The sequence below is a fragment of the Lactobacillus laiwuensis genome, assembly GCF_019972835.1.
Lineage (GTDB): Bacteria > Bacillota > Bacilli > Lactobacillales > Lactobacillaceae > Lactobacillus > Lactobacillus laiwuensis.
On the sequence record NZ_BPPB01000014.1, the window covers coordinates 1 to 18470 of the forward strand.

Annotated in this window: 16 protein-coding genes; 5 read left to right on the top strand and 11 right to left on the bottom strand. The window is 36.0% G+C overall.

The genetic code is table 11. The features are described 5' to 3' along the window. Nucleotides 1–826 precede the first annotated feature (826 nt). A complete protein-coding gene (locus tag LDM92_RS08585) occupies nucleotides 827–1081 on the top strand; it encodes a hypothetical protein (protein WP_223902880.1) in 255 nt (84 codons plus the stop codon). 113 nt (nucleotides 1082–1194) lie between these two features. Here LDM92_RS08585 and LDM92_RS08590 read toward each other — a convergent pair whose 3' ends face one another. Beyond that, nucleotides 1195–2043 (bottom strand): helix-turn-helix domain-containing protein, encoded by an 849-nt coding sequence (locus tag LDM92_RS08590; RefSeq protein ID WP_223902881.1) that lies wholly within the window; start codon nucleotides 2041–2043, stop codon nucleotides 1195–1197. A gap of 100 nt (nucleotides 2044–2143) precedes the next feature. Between LDM92_RS08590 and LDM92_RS08595 the strand changes: the two genes are divergently transcribed. Then, nucleotides 2144–3394, top strand: a complete 1251-nt coding sequence (locus tag LDM92_RS08595) for an MFS transporter (RefSeq protein ID WP_223902882.1) — start codon at nucleotides 2144–2146, stop codon at nucleotides 3392–3394. 360 nt (nucleotides 3395–3754) lie between these two features. On the opposite strand, the gene LDM92_RS08600 is transcribed toward LDM92_RS08595, so the two are convergent. The 5 genes from LDM92_RS08600 to LDM92_RS08620 form a co-directional block, all read right to left on the bottom strand. Then, nucleotides 3755–5569: an FtsX-like permease family protein gene (locus LDM92_RS08600; protein ID WP_223902883.1), complete on the bottom strand. Its 1815-nt coding sequence runs from the start codon at nucleotides 5567–5569 to the stop codon at nucleotides 3755–3757. Between the two features lie 51 nt (nucleotides 5570–5620). Then, the gene (locus LDM92_RS08605; RefSeq protein WP_223902884.1) at nucleotides 5621–7426 is read right to left on the bottom strand and encodes an FtsX-like permease family protein; all 1806 of its coding nucleotides are present in this window, start codon (nucleotides 7424–7426) and stop codon (nucleotides 5621–5623) included. 11 nt (nucleotides 7427–7437) lie between these two features. Next, complete coding sequence (locus tag LDM92_RS08610) at nucleotides 7438–8187, bottom strand: ABC transporter ATP-binding protein (protein WP_223902885.1); 750 nt, start codon at nucleotides 8185–8187, stop codon at nucleotides 7438–7440. A gap of 180 nt (nucleotides 8188–8367) precedes the next feature. Then, nucleotides 8368–8982 carry an ECF transporter S component gene (locus LDM92_RS08615; RefSeq protein WP_223902886.1) on the bottom strand — a complete coding sequence of 205 codons (615 nt, stop codon included), beginning with the start codon at nucleotides 8980–8982 and terminating at the stop codon, nucleotides 8368–8370. Nucleotides 8983–9089: 107 nt separating this feature from the next. Continuing rightward, nucleotides 9090–9899, bottom strand: a complete 810-nt coding sequence (locus LDM92_RS08620) for a DUF4931 domain-containing protein (RefSeq protein WP_223902887.1) — start codon at nucleotides 9897–9899, stop codon at nucleotides 9090–9092. Nucleotides 9900–10009: 110 nt separating this feature from the next. On the opposite strand from LDM92_RS08620, the gene LDM92_RS08625 reads away from it, so the two are divergent. Further along, nucleotides 10010–11221: a L,D-transpeptidase family protein gene (locus LDM92_RS08625; protein ID WP_223902888.1), complete on the top strand. Its 1212-nt coding sequence runs from the start codon at nucleotides 10010–10012 to the stop codon at nucleotides 11219–11221. Between the two features lie 141 nt (nucleotides 11222–11362). On the opposite strand, the gene LDM92_RS08630 is transcribed toward LDM92_RS08625, so the two are convergent. Further along, on the bottom strand, nucleotides 11363–13894 hold the full coding sequence (locus LDM92_RS08630) for a M1 family metallopeptidase (protein ID WP_223902889.1): 2532 nt from the start codon (nucleotides 13892–13894) through the stop codon (nucleotides 11363–11365). A 219-nt stretch (nucleotides 13895–14113) separates the two neighbouring features. Between LDM92_RS08630 and LDM92_RS08635 the strand changes: the two genes are divergently transcribed. Beyond that, complete coding sequence (locus LDM92_RS08635) at nucleotides 14114–15106, top strand: SLAP domain-containing protein (protein ID WP_223902890.1); 993 nt, start codon at nucleotides 14114–14116, stop codon at nucleotides 15104–15106. Between the two features lie 179 nt (nucleotides 15107–15285). Beyond that, nucleotides 15286–15651 (top strand): aggregation-promoting factor C-terminal-like domain-containing protein, encoded by a 366-nt coding sequence (locus LDM92_RS08640; protein ID WP_034980791.1) that lies wholly within the window; start codon nucleotides 15286–15288, stop codon nucleotides 15649–15651. Between the two features lie 97 nt (nucleotides 15652–15748). On the opposite strand, the gene LDM92_RS08645 is transcribed toward LDM92_RS08640, so the two are convergent. From LDM92_RS08645 to LDM92_RS08660, 4 genes are all read right to left on the bottom strand, one after another. Further along, nucleotides 15749–16633, bottom strand: a complete 885-nt coding sequence (locus LDM92_RS08645) for an SDR family NAD(P)-dependent oxidoreductase (protein ID WP_223902891.1) — start codon at nucleotides 16631–16633, stop codon at nucleotides 15749–15751. Nucleotides 16634–16770: 137 nt separating this feature from the next. Further along, on the bottom strand, nucleotides 16771–17298 hold the full coding sequence (locus tag LDM92_RS08650; RefSeq protein ID WP_223902892.1) for a TetR-like C-terminal domain-containing protein: 528 nt from the start codon (nucleotides 17296–17298) through the stop codon (nucleotides 16771–16773). Nucleotides 17299–17400: 102 nt separating this feature from the next. Next, nucleotides 17401–17931, bottom strand: a complete 531-nt coding sequence (locus tag LDM92_RS08655; protein ID WP_223902893.1) for a hypothetical protein — start codon at nucleotides 17929–17931, stop codon at nucleotides 17401–17403. A gap of 181 nt (nucleotides 17932–18112) precedes the next feature. Further along, nucleotides 18113–18376 carry a hypothetical protein gene (locus tag LDM92_RS08660; RefSeq protein ID WP_223902894.1) on the bottom strand — a complete coding sequence of 88 codons (264 nt, stop codon included), beginning with the start codon at nucleotides 18374–18376 and terminating at the stop codon, nucleotides 18113–18115. Between the last annotated feature and the right edge of the window lie 94 nt (nucleotides 18377–18470).

Below are 18470 nucleotides of genomic sequence, written 5' to 3' on the forward strand. Positions count from 1 at the left end.
CCAAAAAAGACTGGAATAGCTGCAAAATTTTTAGCCGTTGCCAAATTAATTAACGAACCAACAATGTATGCTGTAACAATATTCTGCATACTGGAAATTAATCCGAAAATATTTAAACAAAAAAACTTAAAATGCGAATAATATTTATAAACCATGATTTTCTTTTCCTTTCAAAAGACCTTCGTTATTTATATAAATAATATAATTGCCTTTTTATTTTTATTAATAAAACTGTCATATTTGACGCAAATAAGGTGGATATGACAAATCCAAAAGCTAACAGAATTTATTTCCTATCGACTTTCACCTATACCAAAGTAGCTTAACATAGTATATTAATTGAAATAGAGCTAAAGCCAAGTAGCTAGCAACTTTAAAAGGTACATAAAAAATAAAGCAGTAATCAAAAAGAGGTAGGACAAAAGTCCATTTCTTTCTGATTACTACTTAAATAACCGAAGCATCTTTTCGATTAAATTGGCTAATTTATCAAAATCTTGTCCTAGCTTGCGCAATGCAGGCGTTAGACTGGTTAGTAGTAAACACTTCAGAAGAAATAAAAGTACAACCCTTCCCATGCTATCACCTTTTTTCGGAGAGGATCGAAAGGCGTACTTCACTATTCTCTCATGTGTTCTTATGCTATAATTTCAGTAGAAGAAATAAAGTGTGATCTTTGCATGCAAAAGAGGCGTACTAGGCGTCTAGGCAATCCAGTGGATTGCCTTTTTGTATATCTACACTTTGACAAGACAGTCGCTTACTGGACTGCACGAACAATCGTATTTATTTATCTTTAAAATAGTTTAAAAGGTGTGACTATAACATGGATACTACTTTAGTAATAATAATTATTTTAGCTTTAGAGCTTCTGCCAATTGATACTTGGCTTATTAAGTATAATATGGCGATTGCTAAACCTATATTTTTTAGTTTAGCGTTGATTGCCGTGTTTGTTCTCTCTCTAGTAGGCTTTTCAAAAGCTTTTCATTGGTATGATTATCTAATAGCGGTTATTGCATGTATTTATGAGTGGATAATATTCTTCAGAAATGCCAAAAAATCCGTAAAAGCAAACTAATTAGCTGTGCCAAAGATGATAGATTTCAATTTTATCTTGTTTAGATAATTTAGACATAAAAATACCCCCAAATTTGGGGGGTCACTTCAAAATCAAACATGCCATTTTTAAGTTTATTTATTTGCAACTAAAAGCTCTTCTAACTCCTTACCATAATCTGGCATTCCAGCTAATTTGATACTTTTAATTATTATTTCTGTTTCATCCAGATATTTTTGATCATGATTATCTTGATATTTAACTATATTATAAAATGCCGGTATCAGCAGCTTATAAAAGAAAACCTCCGGTTTTGTTTTTATTTGATCCGCATAATTAACAAATACCTCAGTTTCTTCAAATCGCTTATTTCTAATGCAAAAAATCAGCATATTGATAATGATAGCCAAAATTTTGTCTTGTATTCTGACACTGCTTGATCCAACAAGCTGTTTTATTATCCTTTTAGATAGCAATAAGTTGCTATTCAAATCATAAAAGCTCATGAAATTACAATACATAATTAATCCATCTTCATCAAAATTAGAAATATTAAAAACTTTTTCTTTCATTCTGTCTATAACTTCTTTATCTAGCATTGTAAGGTCTTTACTAATTACCGCAATATAGGCATCAATAAGAAGTAATTCATCATTTTTATTAGGCAAGTCACTTTCAGCAACTACATCTCGTATTTGTTGCAACTCTTTTTTGGAATTTTGGTAATATGCTTCATTAATAAGTCGATTTATTTCTAATTCTTGTTGATTAATCGACTTATCTTTTTGATTTAATTTACTGAAAAAATCAATCACTGGAATTTGATTAGAATGTAGTAATTCAATTAAATCTTCGGCAGAAATCCGACTTAAATTTTTTTCTACTTTCGCATAGAATGAAGGGCTTATCACATCTTTTGCCCATTGTTTTTGAGTCTTTTTTTGACTTATCCGATAATCTTTTAACAACTCCCCAATTGTCATTTTTATTCCTTCTAACTTTAAACTGTCAAATATGACATTCCTCTCTTTTTCATTATAACCAAAATATACTAAATATATAGTTAAGAAAAGAGGTAAAAACATGAACATTTTTTTAAAGAATAAAAATTACAGAAAATTCACCCTCGCCAGCTGGTTATCCGGTGCAGGCAACATCCTGTTCTACCTGGCCCTCATGACTTATGCCAGCAAGTTAAAAAATTATTCCCTGGCATTATCTTTAATTGCAATTACCGAGTCTCTGCCTGATTTAATTCAAAGCTTCAGTGGCTACCTGGCTGACCGGACACACAATAAGTATCGCGTAATTGTCTGGCTGGCAGTTATTCGCTTTGCGTTATACATGCTGGTGGGTCTGCTCTTTGCCACCAATATTGCTGGCTGGAACCTGGTCTTAATGGTTATCGGACTCAACTTTGTATCTGATCTTTCCGGCATGTACTCTGGCGGTTTACAAACACCGCTAATCGTTGGCCTCGTCGGTGAAAACGAAATGGCCGAAGCTCAGGGTTTTACAAGCGGCGTATCACAACTAATTACACTAGTTGCACAATTTGTTGGCTCCGGGCTCCTGCTCTTCATGTCATACTCAGAACTGGCTGTTGTCAACGCACTAACCTTCTTAGCAGCAGGCTTACTTTATGCCAACATTGGGATGAACGTTCATAAGCAACAGCCTGAACAGACGGAAGAGGTAAATGACCAAAACTTCTTTGCCACAATTGGTTCATCATTCAAGGAAGTAAGGCAAGCCCACGGACTTTTAACGATTGTTTTAGTTGTAGCTATGCTTAATGGCTTGCTTAGTTCTGTCCAACCATTAATTTCAATTGTTATTGCAGGAAACAAAAGCATGCTTATCGGCAGCTATAGTTTCACCATCGCACTTCTAGGAGCCGCTGCCGCAATTGGTTTAGCTCTTGGCAGTGTAGTCGGCACCAAACTCCTTAAAAACACATCGCTTTTCCAGCTATCTTTATTATCTACTATTAGTAGTGCCATTATGGCTACTGTCATCCTAAATAAGAATATAGTGTTCTGCCTTATTCTAATGACCAATCTTGGTTTCTTAGCTGGTACGAGCAGTCCTAAATTAATGCAATGGTTGGTTGTCTCCGTAGATCGCAAAATATTATCTTCTTCAGCAGGGCTTTTAAACACTATCTTGGCAATCGCTGGTCCATTAATGACGACATTATTTACCACCATAGCTGGTACAATCAACGTTAATTATGCCCTGTACGGTGTCCTGGGACTTAGTGCAATCGTCTTCACTGTTACTTTAATTGTAATGATAAAAGTCAACAAAACAAAACAAGCTAAAATTGCATAAAAATTTACTGATGTTTTTACCTAAAAAATCCAGACCAATCCAACATAAATTATTGGAAGCTATACCAATTTTTTGCATACTAGGGATAAAAGCGTTCTCCAATTAAGATTTTGTGAAATTAAATTTATCCACAAGAAAGTGTGTGGGAAAAAAGTGCTCTTTGAAGTTAAATTAAAAAATTTCACAATTTAAAAAGACTGACAAATCAACGTTTTATTGACGTGATTTGTCAGCCTTTTTAGTTAGGTTAGAGTTTTTTCCCAGACTCATTTTTTCATGAGATGTTGCGTGAATTCCCACCAATTAAAGAGTTACTATTTTGATTTTGAAAATTTATTTCAAAATCCGGTCTTTTTATAATTATTTATTTGTGAGCACAATTTTTTCATATAACGTAACTGTTAACAAGTAATAACCCAGATAAAGCACAATAAAAATTGTAAATGGAATCCAGATATTATGGTATGGAGATATCAGCAATGTTTTAAACAGTTTTAAGCCACACAGGACATCTACTATGCCTAAAATAGCAGGCATGGTGAACAAAGTACCAATTTCTTTTCTGATTGAACTGCGCAATAATTGTGGCCTGGCTCCAATTTCATGTAGCATCTGGTAGCGCACCTTGTCGCTAGCTGCACCACTTAAAACTTTAAACATTAACGTCGAAGCGAGCATAGTCAGAAATGCTATTCCTAAGAAAAAGCCCATAAATTCAAACGCACTGGTAAAGCCAATCATATTGCTATAGTTATATGATTTTGAAGAAAGGTAAATATCCTGGTAATTGCGATTTTCCTTCAGTTGCTCTTTTTGAATTTGTTTAATCACTGGAAAATCATGGGCAAAGTCTTTGACATTAATATAACTGACGAATTTTTTCTGACCATTAAGTGTATTCCATCTTTGCTGTGAAACTAGCTTAATTTTTTTAGGAATGCCGTTAGGCACCATTTGGCTAAAAATGCTGTTGGCAGCTGTTTCAGGTTTATCCAGTTCGGCAGTAACCAGTGTTTTCACTTTATATGTAGGTAAATTGTCTTGATTGTTATGAAAATAGATTTCTATTTCTTTCAGCGGCTGTTTTTCAAATTCCGCGCGGTTAAAGTAAAGATGCATCCCCTTTTCTTTGTAGTGATAAGTCTGCTTATTAGTAATGGCTAATTTTGCTTCTGCTTTTTTAACTGCTGGCGTCTGACTAACAATTGTAGCATCATAATAAAAGCTTTTTTGCGTCTCATCCTTCATGGAGCCAAAATTAAGTCCCACGGTAATTGCACCTAAAGCCAAGGCAAACAGAATTGAAATCATAGTTAATATCTTGGTGTAGCTTTGCAAACGAAATTTCAACTGACCAAGAGTAAATTCATTAATACCACGATATGAAAAAGATTTTTTATTAAGTAAATAATTAATTATAGCTGTAAAGACGCCATTAAAGACGAAGAAAGAGCCAGCAATAATTGTTACTAAGGCGGTGGGAATAAGAAAGTAAATATATCTGGTGGACAAAGTCATTACATAGTAACCGACTGCCAGCAAAAGCACACCGCAAATTGCTTCAATTCCCCGCAAAACGGGATGATGATTAAGATTAATTGGAGTTTGATCTTCGTGTAATAGGTCAATTACCGGAGTATGTGTAAGTTTGTGGACATTGCTCAGTGCACCTAAGAGAAAAATAATAACAAAGAAAAGCAAAGTCCCTATTATGGCACTCGGCAATATTGCCTTATAGTGAGTAATTTCTACCCCTAACTTACCTACCAACGCCTTGGTAACTATTGTGGTCAACCCAAGCCCTAGTATTATGCCCAACAACACAGCCAAGAAACCAGTTAACAGAGTTTCAGAAAAAATTAGTAAACCAATTCGCGTGCTTTTGGCACCGAGCATCATATACATGCCATAGTCTTGCTTGCGCATACTTAACAAAAATGAATTGGCATAAATCAGGTAGACTGATGTAATGATTACTAACAAAATAATGCCAAAGGTAAAAATATACGTCAGGTATGCTTCTCTACCATAGACATCTTTACTAATAAATACAGGGTTAGTAGCAATTGACAAGAACATGTAGAAAATCATGCTGGCAACAATTAAACCAGAAAATAATACCAGATAATCTTTTAGCCTATTCTTAATCCCCGTCACAGACAGTTTCCAAATCATTACTGCTCCTTTCTTTAATTAAAAACAAGAATCTATTTACTGCTCCCAATTTTACTCACGTTCCAGGACGATTTTTTCATATAGTTTTACCGTTAATAAGTAATAAATCAGATAAAGCACAATAAAAATCGTAAAGGGAATCCACAAGTTCTGGTAGGGATGCGGTAAGAGCAGTTTAAATAATCTTAAGCCAAAGAGAACGTCGATTACGCCCAATACACCGGGCAGAAGAAACAGCACTCCAATCTCATTTCTGATAGATTGACGCAATATCTTTACCCTTGTGCCAATTTCAAATAACATTTGGTAACGCACCTTGTCACTAGCTGCGCCACTTAAGACCTTGAACATTAAGGTTGAAGCCAGCATGGTCAGGAAAGCGAAGCCTAAAAAGAAGCCCATAAATTCAAAACCGCTGCTGAAATTCTTGATTAACTGGTAACTGCCCGCCTTGCTGGAAGTATAAATATACGAATAAGCAGAATTTTCCTTCAGTTGTTGTTTCTGCAATTTTAATATGGTGGGAAAATCCTGATCAAAGTTTTTCACTTTTACAAAGCTGACAAACTTGTCTTGTCCTTTTTTCTCGGTCCATTTTTTAGGTGAAACCAGGCGAATAATTTTAGCAATACCATCAGGAACCATAGCGCCAAAGGCATTATTAGCGTATGTTGCTGGCACATCTAATTTTTTTGTAGGCAAATTGACCTTCTTGTATGCCGGTTTGCCATTTTTCATGTAAAACTTGACGTTTTTGACTGGGTTATTGTTAAATTCACTGCGGTTAAAATACAAATATTTACCCTGTTCTTTATAATGATAGGTTTGCTCACGGGTAATAGTCAGCTTATTTTTAGCCTGCTCAACTTTGGGAGAGTCACTGATAATAGTAGTGTCGTAATAAAAATTGTCTTCAAGCTGCTCACTGAGCGTGCTGAAGTTAAGCCCTACAGTAATAGCTCCAAGTGCCAAGGCAAAAAGCAATGAAACAACTGTCAAAATTCGCGTATAATCATGCAATCGAAATTTCAACTGACCTAAAGTAAATACCCGAATGCCATGATAAGAAAAGCTTCTGCGGTTAAGCAAAAATCCGATTAAGGCGCTGAAAAAAGCGTTAAATGTGAAATAGGAACCAGCGACTATTGTCACCAGCGCCGCTGGAATAATAAATAAAATAGCACCGCCTGGAAGACCCAAAATAAAGTAGCCTGCAGCTAAAAGTAACAGACCCAGTATTCCTTGAATCCAGTGCAAGACCGGCCGGTGTTTGTAAGCAACCGGCTTTTGGTCATCACGTAATAGTTCAATTACTGGCGTCTTGGTTAATTTACGGACATTTTTCAAAGCGCCGAATAAGAACATGATAATGAAGAAGATAATCGTCCAGATAATGGCATTGGGTAAAACAACAGCAAAATGTTTCACTGTCAACCCTAAGCGAGATATTAACAGCTGTGACACTATGGCAGTGAGGCCAAACCCGAGCACAATACCCACTAGTGTAGCTAAAATGCCAGTTATTAAAGTTTCCAAAAAAATTAGTAACCCAATTTTGGTACTCTTAGCTCCCAGCATCATGTACATGCCGTAATCGTGTTTGCGCATGCTCAACAAAAAAGAATTGGCATAAACCAGGTAAACCATGGTAATGATTATCAGCAAGATAATACCAAAGGCAAAAGTGAACCGAACATAGTTGCTTGGTGCTGAAATATCGTTTTTGATAAAAGTGGGGTTAATTGTGATTGTAAGGAACATGTAAAAGATCATGCTGGCAACAACCAAGCCGGAAAATAAAACCGCATAATCTTTAAAACGACTTTTGATTCCCGTTAAGGACAACTTCCAAACCATTTTAGTTCTCCTTATTCGTCAGTATCTAAGTGGTCGATTAATAGATGGTAAAATTTTTGTCTGGACTGACCGTTTTTCAACATTTGCTCACCAATCTTGCCGTCTTTAATAAATAAAATACGACTGGCAAAGCTGGCAGCAAACGGATCGTGCGTAACCATCAGAGTGGTAATGCCATCGTTATGATTCAAATCTGCCATAGTATAGAGCAATTCGCGGGCGCTCTTTGAATCCAAGGCCCCCGTTGGCTCGTCCGCAAGCAAAATTGCCGGTTCATGCACCAACGCCCTGGCAGCTGCTACTCTCTGCTTTTGCCCACCCGAGACCTCAGCAGGATACTTGGGCAGAATTTCTTTAATGCCCAGTCTAGTTGCGATTTTGTCAACCAGCGGATCAATTTTTCTGGGAGAAATACCCCTTAAACTTAAAGGCAAAGCAATGTTTTCACGATTAGTTAAATTTTCCAAGAGATTGAAGTCTTGAAAAATAAAGCCAATTTGCTGACTCCTAAAATCAGCTAATTGATTGGCATTTAAAGTGCTGTTATCTTCGTGATTAATAAAAACATTGCCTGTTGTTGGTTTATCTAAAGTCGACAAGATATTGAGCAACGTTGTTTTACCAGAACCCGAGGCGCCCATAATGGCCACAAATTCACCTGAATTAACCGCGAAATTAATGCCTTTGAGAGCTTGGTACTGCTTTTCGCCCCGCTTGCCGTATGTTTTAGTAACTTGATCTACTCGTAAAATTTCAGTCATTTGCAAAATCCTCGTTGTAATACTTGTGTACTATTTATCTAATACACTAATTATATTTATTTCTTTTGTCAATAAAAAAATAAGCCTTTCCGAGTTAGAAAGACTTATCTGCATACTTTTTCCTTGTTTTTAGCGGTCAATTAAGAATATTAAGTTTTTCTTAAAAACACTTCTATTTTCTTAGCCTACTCTGCGTAATACCCTGTTGAGCGGCGTCACAATAATTGGCGTCACAATTGCAGTGAATACTGCCTCAACTAGGCCATTCAGACCTAGGGCAATTATTAACGCTGTAATTAAAGGCGTCCCCTGAGCAAAGCTGCCCAAATGGCCTAGCAGTTTGGCAGAGTTACCCATGAAAACCAGACTGGTTAGTAGAATTACAAAAACAGTGTTAGTTAAAGAAGTCACTGCTCCCGCAACCGTGTAGCTTACTTCTTTAATGCTATTTTTCTTTTTAGCAGTTAATTTTCCAATCAGTCCTGGAAAAAGACCCGCCAAAACACTAGGAATTACGGCAATCGCAAAGTTCTGAAAGAGCATTAAGCTGACAATATCGCCTGGTTGCGTATATGCCTGCACCATACGGGCAATACCCCAGAAAATACCAAAAAATGTGCCGGCAATTGGTCCCATAAGCAAAGAATAAATGGAAACAGTCAAAGGAATAGTAGTTATAGCCGGCAAAGTTGGCAATATGCGAATATAGCCGATATTAGGAATGAAAGTTTGTAATAAAAAGATTGCGACAAATATGGCAGTAATAGCCAGGTTCTTAGTTTCTTTTCTGCGCATTTGCGTCCTCCTTAAAAAACACCTTGCTATTATATTGCTTAGAATTATTTGTCGCAAATATTATCTCTGCTAAGTATTAGTTTTAATAATAATTATTTCAATAAAAGCTATATTTTAAATCCTTTCTCTAAAACTGATCCAGACTCAAAAAAACGCTTAAATTTTTCAGCTTCAGTCAGTAACTTTTCCCGATTATCTACCTGTGAAAGCTTATAGCCGACAAAATATGGTGAAGCTGTGTAACGTAAAATCAATTTCGCACAAATTCCCTGATCAAAACGCGGATAAAAGAACAAATTGTAGGAGTCATAGTGACCGTTGGACAAAACTTCCAGCATGTATTTAGCACCACTTTGAATCCAGTCAGACCAGTCATCAATACTTTTTTCATCAAGCAGGTTGAAATCTAATTCGATATAGCCTTGAATCGGATGTGTGCCAACGTTAACCTCCAGCCCGCTTTTGTTAAAAATACTAATGCCTTCAAAATTATTGGGCTGAAGATACTTATAACCGTTCATCTTTTTCAAGCCAACGATTTGCATGTGCGGGTGCTCAAGTGAACCTCCAGAATTTTTGCCAAAATTCTTGTACCATAATACCGATCCGAACTCAGGTGAATCATTCATTTGCTTAAAACATGACAGTGAAAAGCGCATCAAAGCCCGATTATATTCAGGTGAATAGGTAGTGATATCTCCCGCATGTTTATTAGATTCAATCAAAACTGTTTGAACAGTATCCAGCAATGTCGGATATTTATTAGCTAGCCAAATCATGTCACCTTGCCTTTTTATAATATTAGTCAATCCAGCCACATCGCAAAAGGGACAACCAGAATTGTTTTTCACTTTACGGTAAGAATTAGGCTTTTCTTTAGCTATGTTAACATCAAACACTAATGGGTCATTTTCCATTGGGCAATCCCTCCTAAAAAATTTTCTTAAATATTGCATTTTACTAGAGCCGCAATAGATGGTAAACTGTAACCGCAATTATTTTTTAAAAATTCAACGGTGGTAGAACTATGCAATCAAAAAGAAATTTAAAAAAACACAATAACCGCAATAACTTGTTTCTGATTATTATCGGAATAGTTCTGATTTTAGCAGTTATATTTGGCGTGGTTCTATATAATAATCACGTTGAATCGCAAAAGCAGGCTAAAGCATTCGCTATTAATCATTTTAACCCTAATGTTAATATTTATGGAGTAGAAGTTGGAAACTTAACAATTAATAAAGCGACGGCCAAGATTAATCGGAAAGCCAACAATATCGTTTCCCTGGAAAATGGTAAAGTAGCAATTGAACGCGATCCCAGCATTGATACGATTAAGAAAAAGGAAGTTGCCAATTACTTCAAAAAGCAGCATACTACAATGCCAGATAAACAAAATTATGAATACCGCAATACTGACTTAGATGCTGCCAATAAAAAAATGCAGGCTGTGAGTCACGCTGTGGTTAATTACCATGTTGCCGGCAAGGATTATCAGCTTAAAGCTCAAAATCTGATTAATCAGGCAATATACAAAAAAGGCAAATATTCGTTTCTTAATTCAGAAAATCTAACAGCGAAACTCAATAAAATTGACAAGGAAGTTGCAACCATCCACCAAAACTACAAGTTCTCTGCGCCCGAGGGCAACAAAGTTGCAGGAAGCAAAATTACCGTCAAAAACCAAAGCTATGGCTGGGGCGTTCACGTCAAAAAGGCTCAAGCTGCCGTCGAGCAAGCATTTTTAAACGGGACTAAAAATCTTGATGGCAAAGATTACATCTATGGCCTGGGTTATAGCACTTATGGTTTAGGCTATGGCAAAAACAATCATGGTATAGGAAATAACTATATTGTGGTTTCACTTAAAAAGCAGGAAATGTGGATTGTAAAAAATGGCAAATTAGTCGTACATTTGAATGACATTGTCACTGGTACGAGAGATGGCGTTAAGGGTAACAGTACCCCTCAAGGTGTTTGGTATATTCACTATAAGCAAGGTCATGCTGTATTGCGCGGGCGCAATAACGACGGCTCTAAATATGCTTCACCAGTCAGATACTGGATGCCATTTACTTTAAGTGGCTGCGGTTTCCATGATGCGAGCTGGCGTGGCGATTGGAGTAAAAAAGCTTATTTACGTGGCGGTTCTCATGGTTGCGTTAATATCAAGCCTAGAGAAATAAAACAAGTTTGGCATAATGTAAGCAAACATGAACCTGTAATTATATACGATTAAATAATTTAATAAGCAAATTAAAGGACAAGAATTTAAAAACTTGTCCTTTTTTGCTATACAAAAAACCTGTTAACTTAATGCCAAGTTCACACTCGCTTTAGTTAACAGGTTTTGCAATTTTAAATATTAAATAATTTTTACTTATAAAGCTTCCTTAACAGCCTGATTGACAGCATCCTTTTCAGCATTAATTACGTCAACCTTGGACTCGATATTCTTGGTATCCATTCTGATCTCACGACCAAGGCCCGGCTGATCAACCTTTGGCTCAAAGAATTCTTTGAATTCTTCCAGTCTCTTTTCAGTATGGAAAATGTTTGAAGCCACAGTAATATAAGTGGTAAATTCCATATCACCACCGACTGTCTTTTCCAGCCATGACCATTGATCCCGTAACCAGTCCCAAGCAAATTGTTCGCCTTTTGGATTGGCTAAGACATTTGCAAACCAAGAACGCAGATCTTGAGGCTTAACGACTGCAGCATTTTCAAAATTCTCAATCAGTTTCTTGATTTCAGATGGATTCTTGGTGTTGGTAATACCATCAGTAAGATCGTCCTTATAGTTAGGATCGATGGCAGCTTGATATTCTTTCAGCAAACGATCAACCAATCCTGGTTCATTATAATTCCTAACTTCATTCATTAAAACATACGGCCGAACTGAAGCATCAATTTCGTTTAAGTTTTGATCGTGCTCAACAAAAATTTGGTGACCATCTTTTATCACAGCAGGATTTTCGGCATACAAAGCTAAGGCTATTTCTAGCGGTCGAATCCTCTTATCATCATCTGTATCAGAATCTTTTGCTTGCCAGCCTAAACGTTCAACTTGCTTTTGGGCTAATTTATTAACAAATGCCTTCAAGTCTTTTTCTTGAGCTGAATCAGGTGTAACAAATTTAAATAATGAACGGATACTAGATAACAAGGCACTAATGACAATGTAAGATTTAGAATCCGCAAATTTCGGCAGCAACGGTACAATTTCAGCGTATGAGATTTGCTTGCCTTCTGCTAAAAGTCCCAAATCTTGCAGTAATTGTAATTGATCTACCGGTTTAAGCTGATCAAATTCAGCCATAATATCGTTCATCAAGGTTTCATCATAATTGACAATGAAGTGAGAACTATTGCCTACGTTTACACGCAAAGCGTGACCAGTTGCACTGCGTAATTCTTGGTAATCTCCCAGATCCAGTTCTTGTTCAGACATAATCTGCGGTGCTTTAAAGTTTGCGTTCAAAGGAATAGCCCACTTGCGTCCAACTTCTTTGCCTTCACCGACGAAGAATTGTTTTTGACTCAAAATTAAGTGACCATTCTCATTCACTTTTGCGGAAACTACAGGGTAACCGGGTTGGTCAAGCCAAGTATGCATGATCTTGCCAATATCCAAATCAGTGGCAGTCGAAAGAGCATTCCATAAGTCATCACCCGTAGCGTTGCCATATTGGTGCTGCTCAAAGTAATACTTAAGTCCCTTACGCAAAGCATCGTCTCCTAAGAGTGCCCGTACCATAACCAGCATCCTTGAACCTTTAGCGTAAACAATTGCACTATCAAAAATCGAATCAATATCAGCTGGATGTTCCACATCAACGTGAACGGATTGGACACCATCAGTGGCATCACGTTTTAAAGCTGCTGGTACTTCCGAAATTTGGTAAAGATTATCCCAAACATGCCAGCTTGGCTCCAAAGCATCAACTGAAACATATTCCATCATGTTGGCAAAACTTTCATTGAGCCATAAGTCGTCCCACCACTTCATAGTAACCAAATCACCAAACCATTGGTGCGCTAATTCGTGAGTGATAACAGTTGCTACATATGCTTTTTGATAAGGAGTAGCATTATCAGGGTCAAGCAAAATTGCGACTTCACGGTATGTGACTAAGCCCCAGTTTTCCATTGCTCCAGCAGAAAAGTCCGGCAGCGCTAATTGCCAAGAATGTGGCAGCGGGTACTTGGTTTGGTAAAATTCTTCGTAAAATTCAATTGCCCGTTTTGCGATATCCAAGGCAAAGTCTAATTCCTTTGCTTGATGTGCTTTAGTCGCAAAAACTCCTACTTTAACACCGTCTTTGGTTTCGGTAAGCTTTGATTGTAATTCACCAAAAGCAAAGGCAATCAAGTAGCTGGACATTCTAACGGTTTGCTCGAAGTAGTGCACGCCATCTTCAACTTTAACTTCCGGCATGTTGGCAATCGTAGTTTCACCTTCATGCTCATCATACTTAAGTGCTAAAGAAAAAGTAGCTTTGGCTTCTGGTTCATCAACACATGGAAAAGCCTGACGCGCAGCTGTTGTTTCAAATTGAGTACCGATAATCTGTTTTTGCACACCATCAACTTGATAGTATGACGGATAAATTCCCATCATAGAATCAGTCAGCGGTGCCGAATACTTAATCTCAACTGTAACTTTACCGGTTTGACCCAGTTCAATAGCAATAGCTTCTTTGTCCTCATTGACAGTGAACGGCACATCCTTGCCCTCACTGGTAACAGAAGCAATTTTCATATACTTCTGATTAATTAAAATAGTATTTTCAAGTGCCTCACCTGTAATTGTTGAAGTACCGTTAATAGTTTTCTGTGCCCGATTAATGTCTATGAACAAGTCATAGTGTTCAGGGTGAAAAGTTTCATAAAAATGTTTAGCAGCCATATTTACCTCCTAAAATAATAGTTACTATCAATTTTAACAGACATATATGGAAATAACATTAAAATTTAATTGCAGCTAGGACTTGCTTTTCACATAATAATTACCATTACGGTACTTTCGTGTAGTAGACTGATAGAAAAAGATAGCAGTTTACTCTCAGTTCGGTTAGATGCCTTTCTGCCTGTGAAACAATTAATTTTTTGTTATAAGGAGTAAAGAATGAAAAAGAATAAATTATTCCCCAAATTAGCAATTGCTCTTTGCGGTGTGACTATAACTACAGTTAGTGTAACTGCTATCATTAATAACACTGTCCACATTATTAATGCTACAACTAACCACAAAGGCTATAATAATTGGATTCAATATGGAACGTTAAAATATGCTCTCAAGGGACCATCTGGCATAGTTTATCCTGCTGGTACACAAGTTGCACGGTACATGGGTACTCTGAAGAAACCTACTAAACTTTCCTATCCTGGGCGAGCCTTTTTATTATCATTAAGCATCACTCCTTCCCCAGTAGGTATTACACAATTTGGTGGTGGTGAAATTGCAGAAACTTATGTCAATTATGAAGATTGGCAAACATTTCCTGACCCAGATTTAGACAGCTTTGGTATTGATATTGTTGAAAGCTCATCTGATATGACTGATCTGGCTTCTGGTGATTTTCACCCTGTAGATAGCAGCAAGCCTGATGTACCTTATGCTAATACCGACAAATTACATGCTGCATATAACAATTTGGATACAACAGTTAAAAAAAATAATACAAAAAAGGATTATAAAATTCGTACTACATTAACTAACCGCTACTTTGCGGCTACAGCAATGGGAGTTACTCAAGAAAGTGTAGATAAGTTAACACAAGATATTACTAAAGCTATTGCACAATTCAAAAAAACTGGCCATTTAGTCGGTTACAATAAATATAGTAATTCTAATTCAAATACAAATAAGTCATCTAAAAATAAGAAAAAATCGAAAACTATAACTAATCTTGTAAAACACAAAGTAAAAACTCGTAAAGTAAGATTACTTAAGTCCTCTTATTGTTATGACCACAATGGTAAACGTGTATCCGATAAAAAACTCACTAAAGGTATTATCATTCAAATTAACCGCAAGATTTACCACATTAAAGGTAAAAAATACTACCGTATTATCAAGAACCTATACATTCGCGCCGTCAATGTTGTAAAAAAGTAAAATTTAAATAAAGCAGACTACTACTATAGTTAGGCTGCTTTTATTTTTCAATAGTGGCAAAATTATTAAATTTTTAAAAAATATTGTAAGAGTTGCGTGTTCTTTCTGTAACAACAATGACACATTGACTGTGTATTATTATCCATAGAATTAATATAGTTAATTGTGGGGATTGAAATATATTGAAGAACAGTAAAAGTTTAATACTTAAGTTAATTACAGCACTGGCGCTTTCATTTAGTTTTGTCACTGCTATAAATATAGAAACAAACAATAATAACTCGTGTACACAAACAGTACAAGCCGCTCGTAAAAAGTCAAAAGCTGAACGTGCAGCTAAGAGATGGATTGCCATGCGTGAATCAGGTGGTAATTATTACGCTCGCAACGGTGTTTGTTATGGTAAATACCAACTAAATATTGCTTACCTAAACGGTAATTACTCTAAAAAGAACCAAGAAAGAACGGCTGACACATACGTTTACGGTCGTTATGGTTCATGGGTTAACGCCAAGAACTTTTGGTTAGCCCACCACTGGTATTAGAAAATACTCTTTAATACGAATATCCCATTACAAAAAAACAGCTTAACAATTAGTTAAGCTGTTTTTTGTATGAATTTAGATGTGAAAATAAAAAGATTTAATTTTCTTCATTATGAGTCTTTGACAAGAATGGTGCCAAGGTCTTCAAATCTGGTCCCTTACCGCTTGGAATATTTTCTGCACGAGAAACAATAATTGGATTAAGTCCTGTGTGAGTCAAAATGTAGAATTTATTTTCTTCTAATGCCTTGAACACAATTCCAGGTATTTTATCTATTGGCATGCCCGTCACAATATCTTGTTTAGCACGTTCTTGACCTTCCTTAAATGCTTCACTTGAATAGTAAGGATCATTCTTATCAGTGTATTTAGCTGGTCTGTGATTTTCAGTATGATATAAGTCTGTCTGGACAAAGGCAGGACAAAAGACGTGCATGCTAATGTTAGCTTTTGCAACCTGCATATCATATTCGACTGCCTCAGTCAGTCCCACAGACGCAAACTTAGAAGCAAAGTATGATGGCATTGAAGGACTGGCAACCAGTCCAGCAATTGATGCAACGTTTATAATGTCACAATGATCTTTTTGTTTACGCATAATTGGTATTACACGCTTTAATGCCCAAACCTGACTCATTAAGTCAGCATGCAAAATCCATTCCCAATCACGGGTAGGAAGTTCACAAATACCACCAGGTACCGCAATCCCAGCTGAATTAATTAATAAATCAATTTCATGATATTCAGCTACTGTCTTTTTGACCATGGCATCAACTTCATCTTCATCGGTTACATCAGTAGGTATGCTAATAACTTCCGCGCCTAAATCTTTAATATCAGTTTTTGTCTTGCTCAGTGCTTCATCATCTATATCAGCAATAGCAAGTTTCATCCCTCTTTTTGCTGCTTCTAATGACAGTGCTCGTCCAAATCCGTGCGCTGCACCAGTAATTAGTGCAACTTTATCTTTAAATTCTTTCATGTGCAAGCCTTTCTATTTAATTGTTCAATACTGAACTAACTTACATTATTAATATTAAGCGCTTACGGTATAAATAAAAATATATAATATTCACAGTTTGTTAGATATTTAACAATTGCGCATATTTATTAGGCAAATTAGCTTTTATGGCTTTGATCAGCCATCTTTAAACAATGAACTATCACATTTTTTTGCGTTCTGCGAAACATATCTCTCATTTCCTGTGGAGTCTCTTTTTGTCCATTATTAAGCCAGTCAATAATTATTTCTGTAAATCCACCAGTAAAGAAATGGGCTATAAAGTCACGGTCTTTCTGACTTACATGTAATTTTTCTTTGCTTATTACTTCATCAATATAGCCAAGAAGTATACGATTTTGTGGTTCCCTAAAAATTGCATTAAATTGTTTAATATCTAAATTTTCATAAATGGCTCGTACCAAGGTTGGATTAAAAGCAAAATATTGAAAAATTTGATATAAATCGTCGTACCATTTTTCATAACCTTTTGACTGCTCTAATAAATTAATTATCTCATCTTGGACAGTCCACTTGATTAAATCAGGTACATCCCTAAAGTGATAATAAAAAGTAGGTCTACTTTTATTAGTTAAAGTAAGTAATTCACAAACAGTAATTTTATTTAAAGACTCTTTTTGGAGCAACTTCTTTAATGCCTGCGCAAATTCTCTTTTTGTATTTAGTGAAATCTCTTTATTTTTATTTTATTTGCCACACTGTAACCCAATAAGAAAAATTTCCAGCTCTTATTTGTTGTTTGCCACTATTTTCTTAATTTTTGCAAAGCGCTCATCCCACTCGTTAACAATTAAATCATCATATTCCTGCTTTAATAAAAAGTTGAGCAAGTCTTTTTTATCAGGCCGGTCTAAAAACAGGTAGCTTTGCGGAATAACAATCTGGGGCAAAACAGTGCGCAACTGGTTAAGTGAAACCTTTTTAACAGCACAAGATTTTAAAATTGGAATAATACAACCATCATCTTTAGGCATAAAATAGTCATAAATTTCGTCATAATTGTCATTTTGAATTTCCCGGCCTATCTGAGCTAATGCCTTCGCATTGTTGCGAATCAAAGGGGCGCATTTGATAAATAACTGAATTCCGCCATTATTGCCTGTTGTATAAACAAAGGCTTGAAAACTATCTTTAAAAAATCTCCTGCGGTATTCAATTATTTTTTGTCCCGTTAAAATTTCTTTGACATACTCCTTATGCAAAGAAATTAGTAAAGTAGGTAAAAACGGATCATAAACTTCATCTTCTATCTTACACATTAATTATTTTCCTTTTTTTGTTCTTAATTGTGCAAATACTTATGTTTATCATAAATATCTTCGCTTAAACAAGCAACTGAATATTTAAAATACCAGATTAGCAAAACTGAATTATTTTAGACACAAAAAAAGCTGAGCTGCACTTCAACCATTGAAGTACAGCCCAGCTTTTCTAATCATCTTACGCTCTGTGTCTTAATAAATGAGCCTTTGCGGGTTCACCTTTTAACCAAGTAGCAAAGAATGCATAGCCGAAGACCATCAAAGCAACTACAGCTGCCAAAATAATAATATTATTATCGTTCAGCGAAATTGTCTGTTCCTCTTCTAGCAGATTCTTTGACTCATTAACTTGATTGCATAATCCAAAGAATAACATGATTAGACTGCTTAGAGTTAGTAAGCCATTAATTGCCGTTAAAATTTTTATTTTCGTTAACTTCAAAAAATCATGTCCTTTCTTTCGATTTAAATACCAGCATTATATACCCTTTAAAAATAAATGCAAGGCCTTTGCTTAAAATAATTTAAATTTTTTG

What these genes read in the sequence shown, in the direction of transcription:
- LDM92_RS08585 (WP_223902880.1), top strand. Translation starts at nt 827, where the DNA reads ATGGATACTACTTTAGTAATAATAATTATTTTAGCTTTAGAGCTTCTG.
- LDM92_RS08590 (WP_223902881.1), bottom strand. Translation starts at nt 2,043, where the DNA reads ATGACAATTGGGGAGTTGTTAAAAGATTATCGGATAAGTCAAAAAAAG.
- LDM92_RS08595 (WP_223902882.1), top strand. Translation starts at nt 2,144, where the DNA reads ATGAACATTTTTTTAAAGAATAAAAATTACAGAAAATTCACCCTCGCC.
- LDM92_RS08600 (WP_223902883.1), bottom strand. Translation starts at nt 5,569, where the DNA reads ATGATTTGGAAACTGTCTGTGACGGGGATTAAGAATAGGCTAAAAGAT.
- LDM92_RS08605 (WP_223902884.1), bottom strand. Translation starts at nt 7,426, where the DNA reads ATGGTTTGGAAGTTGTCCTTAACGGGAATCAAAAGTCGTTTTAAAGAT.
- LDM92_RS08610 (WP_223902885.1), bottom strand. Translation starts at nt 8,187, where the DNA reads ATGACTGAAATTTTACGAGTAGATCAAGTTACTAAAACATACGGCAAG.
- LDM92_RS08615 (WP_223902886.1), bottom strand. Translation starts at nt 8,982, where the DNA reads ATGCGCAGAAAAGAAACTAAGAACCTGGCTATTACTGCCATATTTGTC.
- LDM92_RS08620 (WP_223902887.1), bottom strand. Translation starts at nt 9,899, where the DNA reads ATGGAAAATGACCCATTAGTGTTTGATGTTAACATAGCTAAAGAAAAG.
- LDM92_RS08625 (WP_223902888.1), top strand. Translation starts at nt 10,010, where the DNA reads ATGCAATCAAAAAGAAATTTAAAAAAACACAATAACCGCAATAACTTG.
- LDM92_RS08630 (WP_223902889.1), bottom strand. Translation starts at nt 13,894, where the DNA reads ATGGCTGCTAAACATTTTTATGAAACTTTTCACCCTGAACACTATGAC.
- LDM92_RS08635 (WP_223902890.1), top strand. Translation starts at nt 14,114, where the DNA reads ATGAAAAAGAATAAATTATTCCCCAAATTAGCAATTGCTCTTTGCGGT.
- LDM92_RS08645 (WP_223902891.1), bottom strand. Translation starts at nt 16,633, where the DNA reads ATGAAAGAATTTAAAGATAAAGTTGCACTAATTACTGGTGCAGCGCAC.
- LDM92_RS08655 (WP_223902893.1), bottom strand. Translation starts at nt 17,931, where the DNA reads ATGTGTAAGATAGAAGATGAAGTTTATGATCCGTTTTTACCTACTTTA.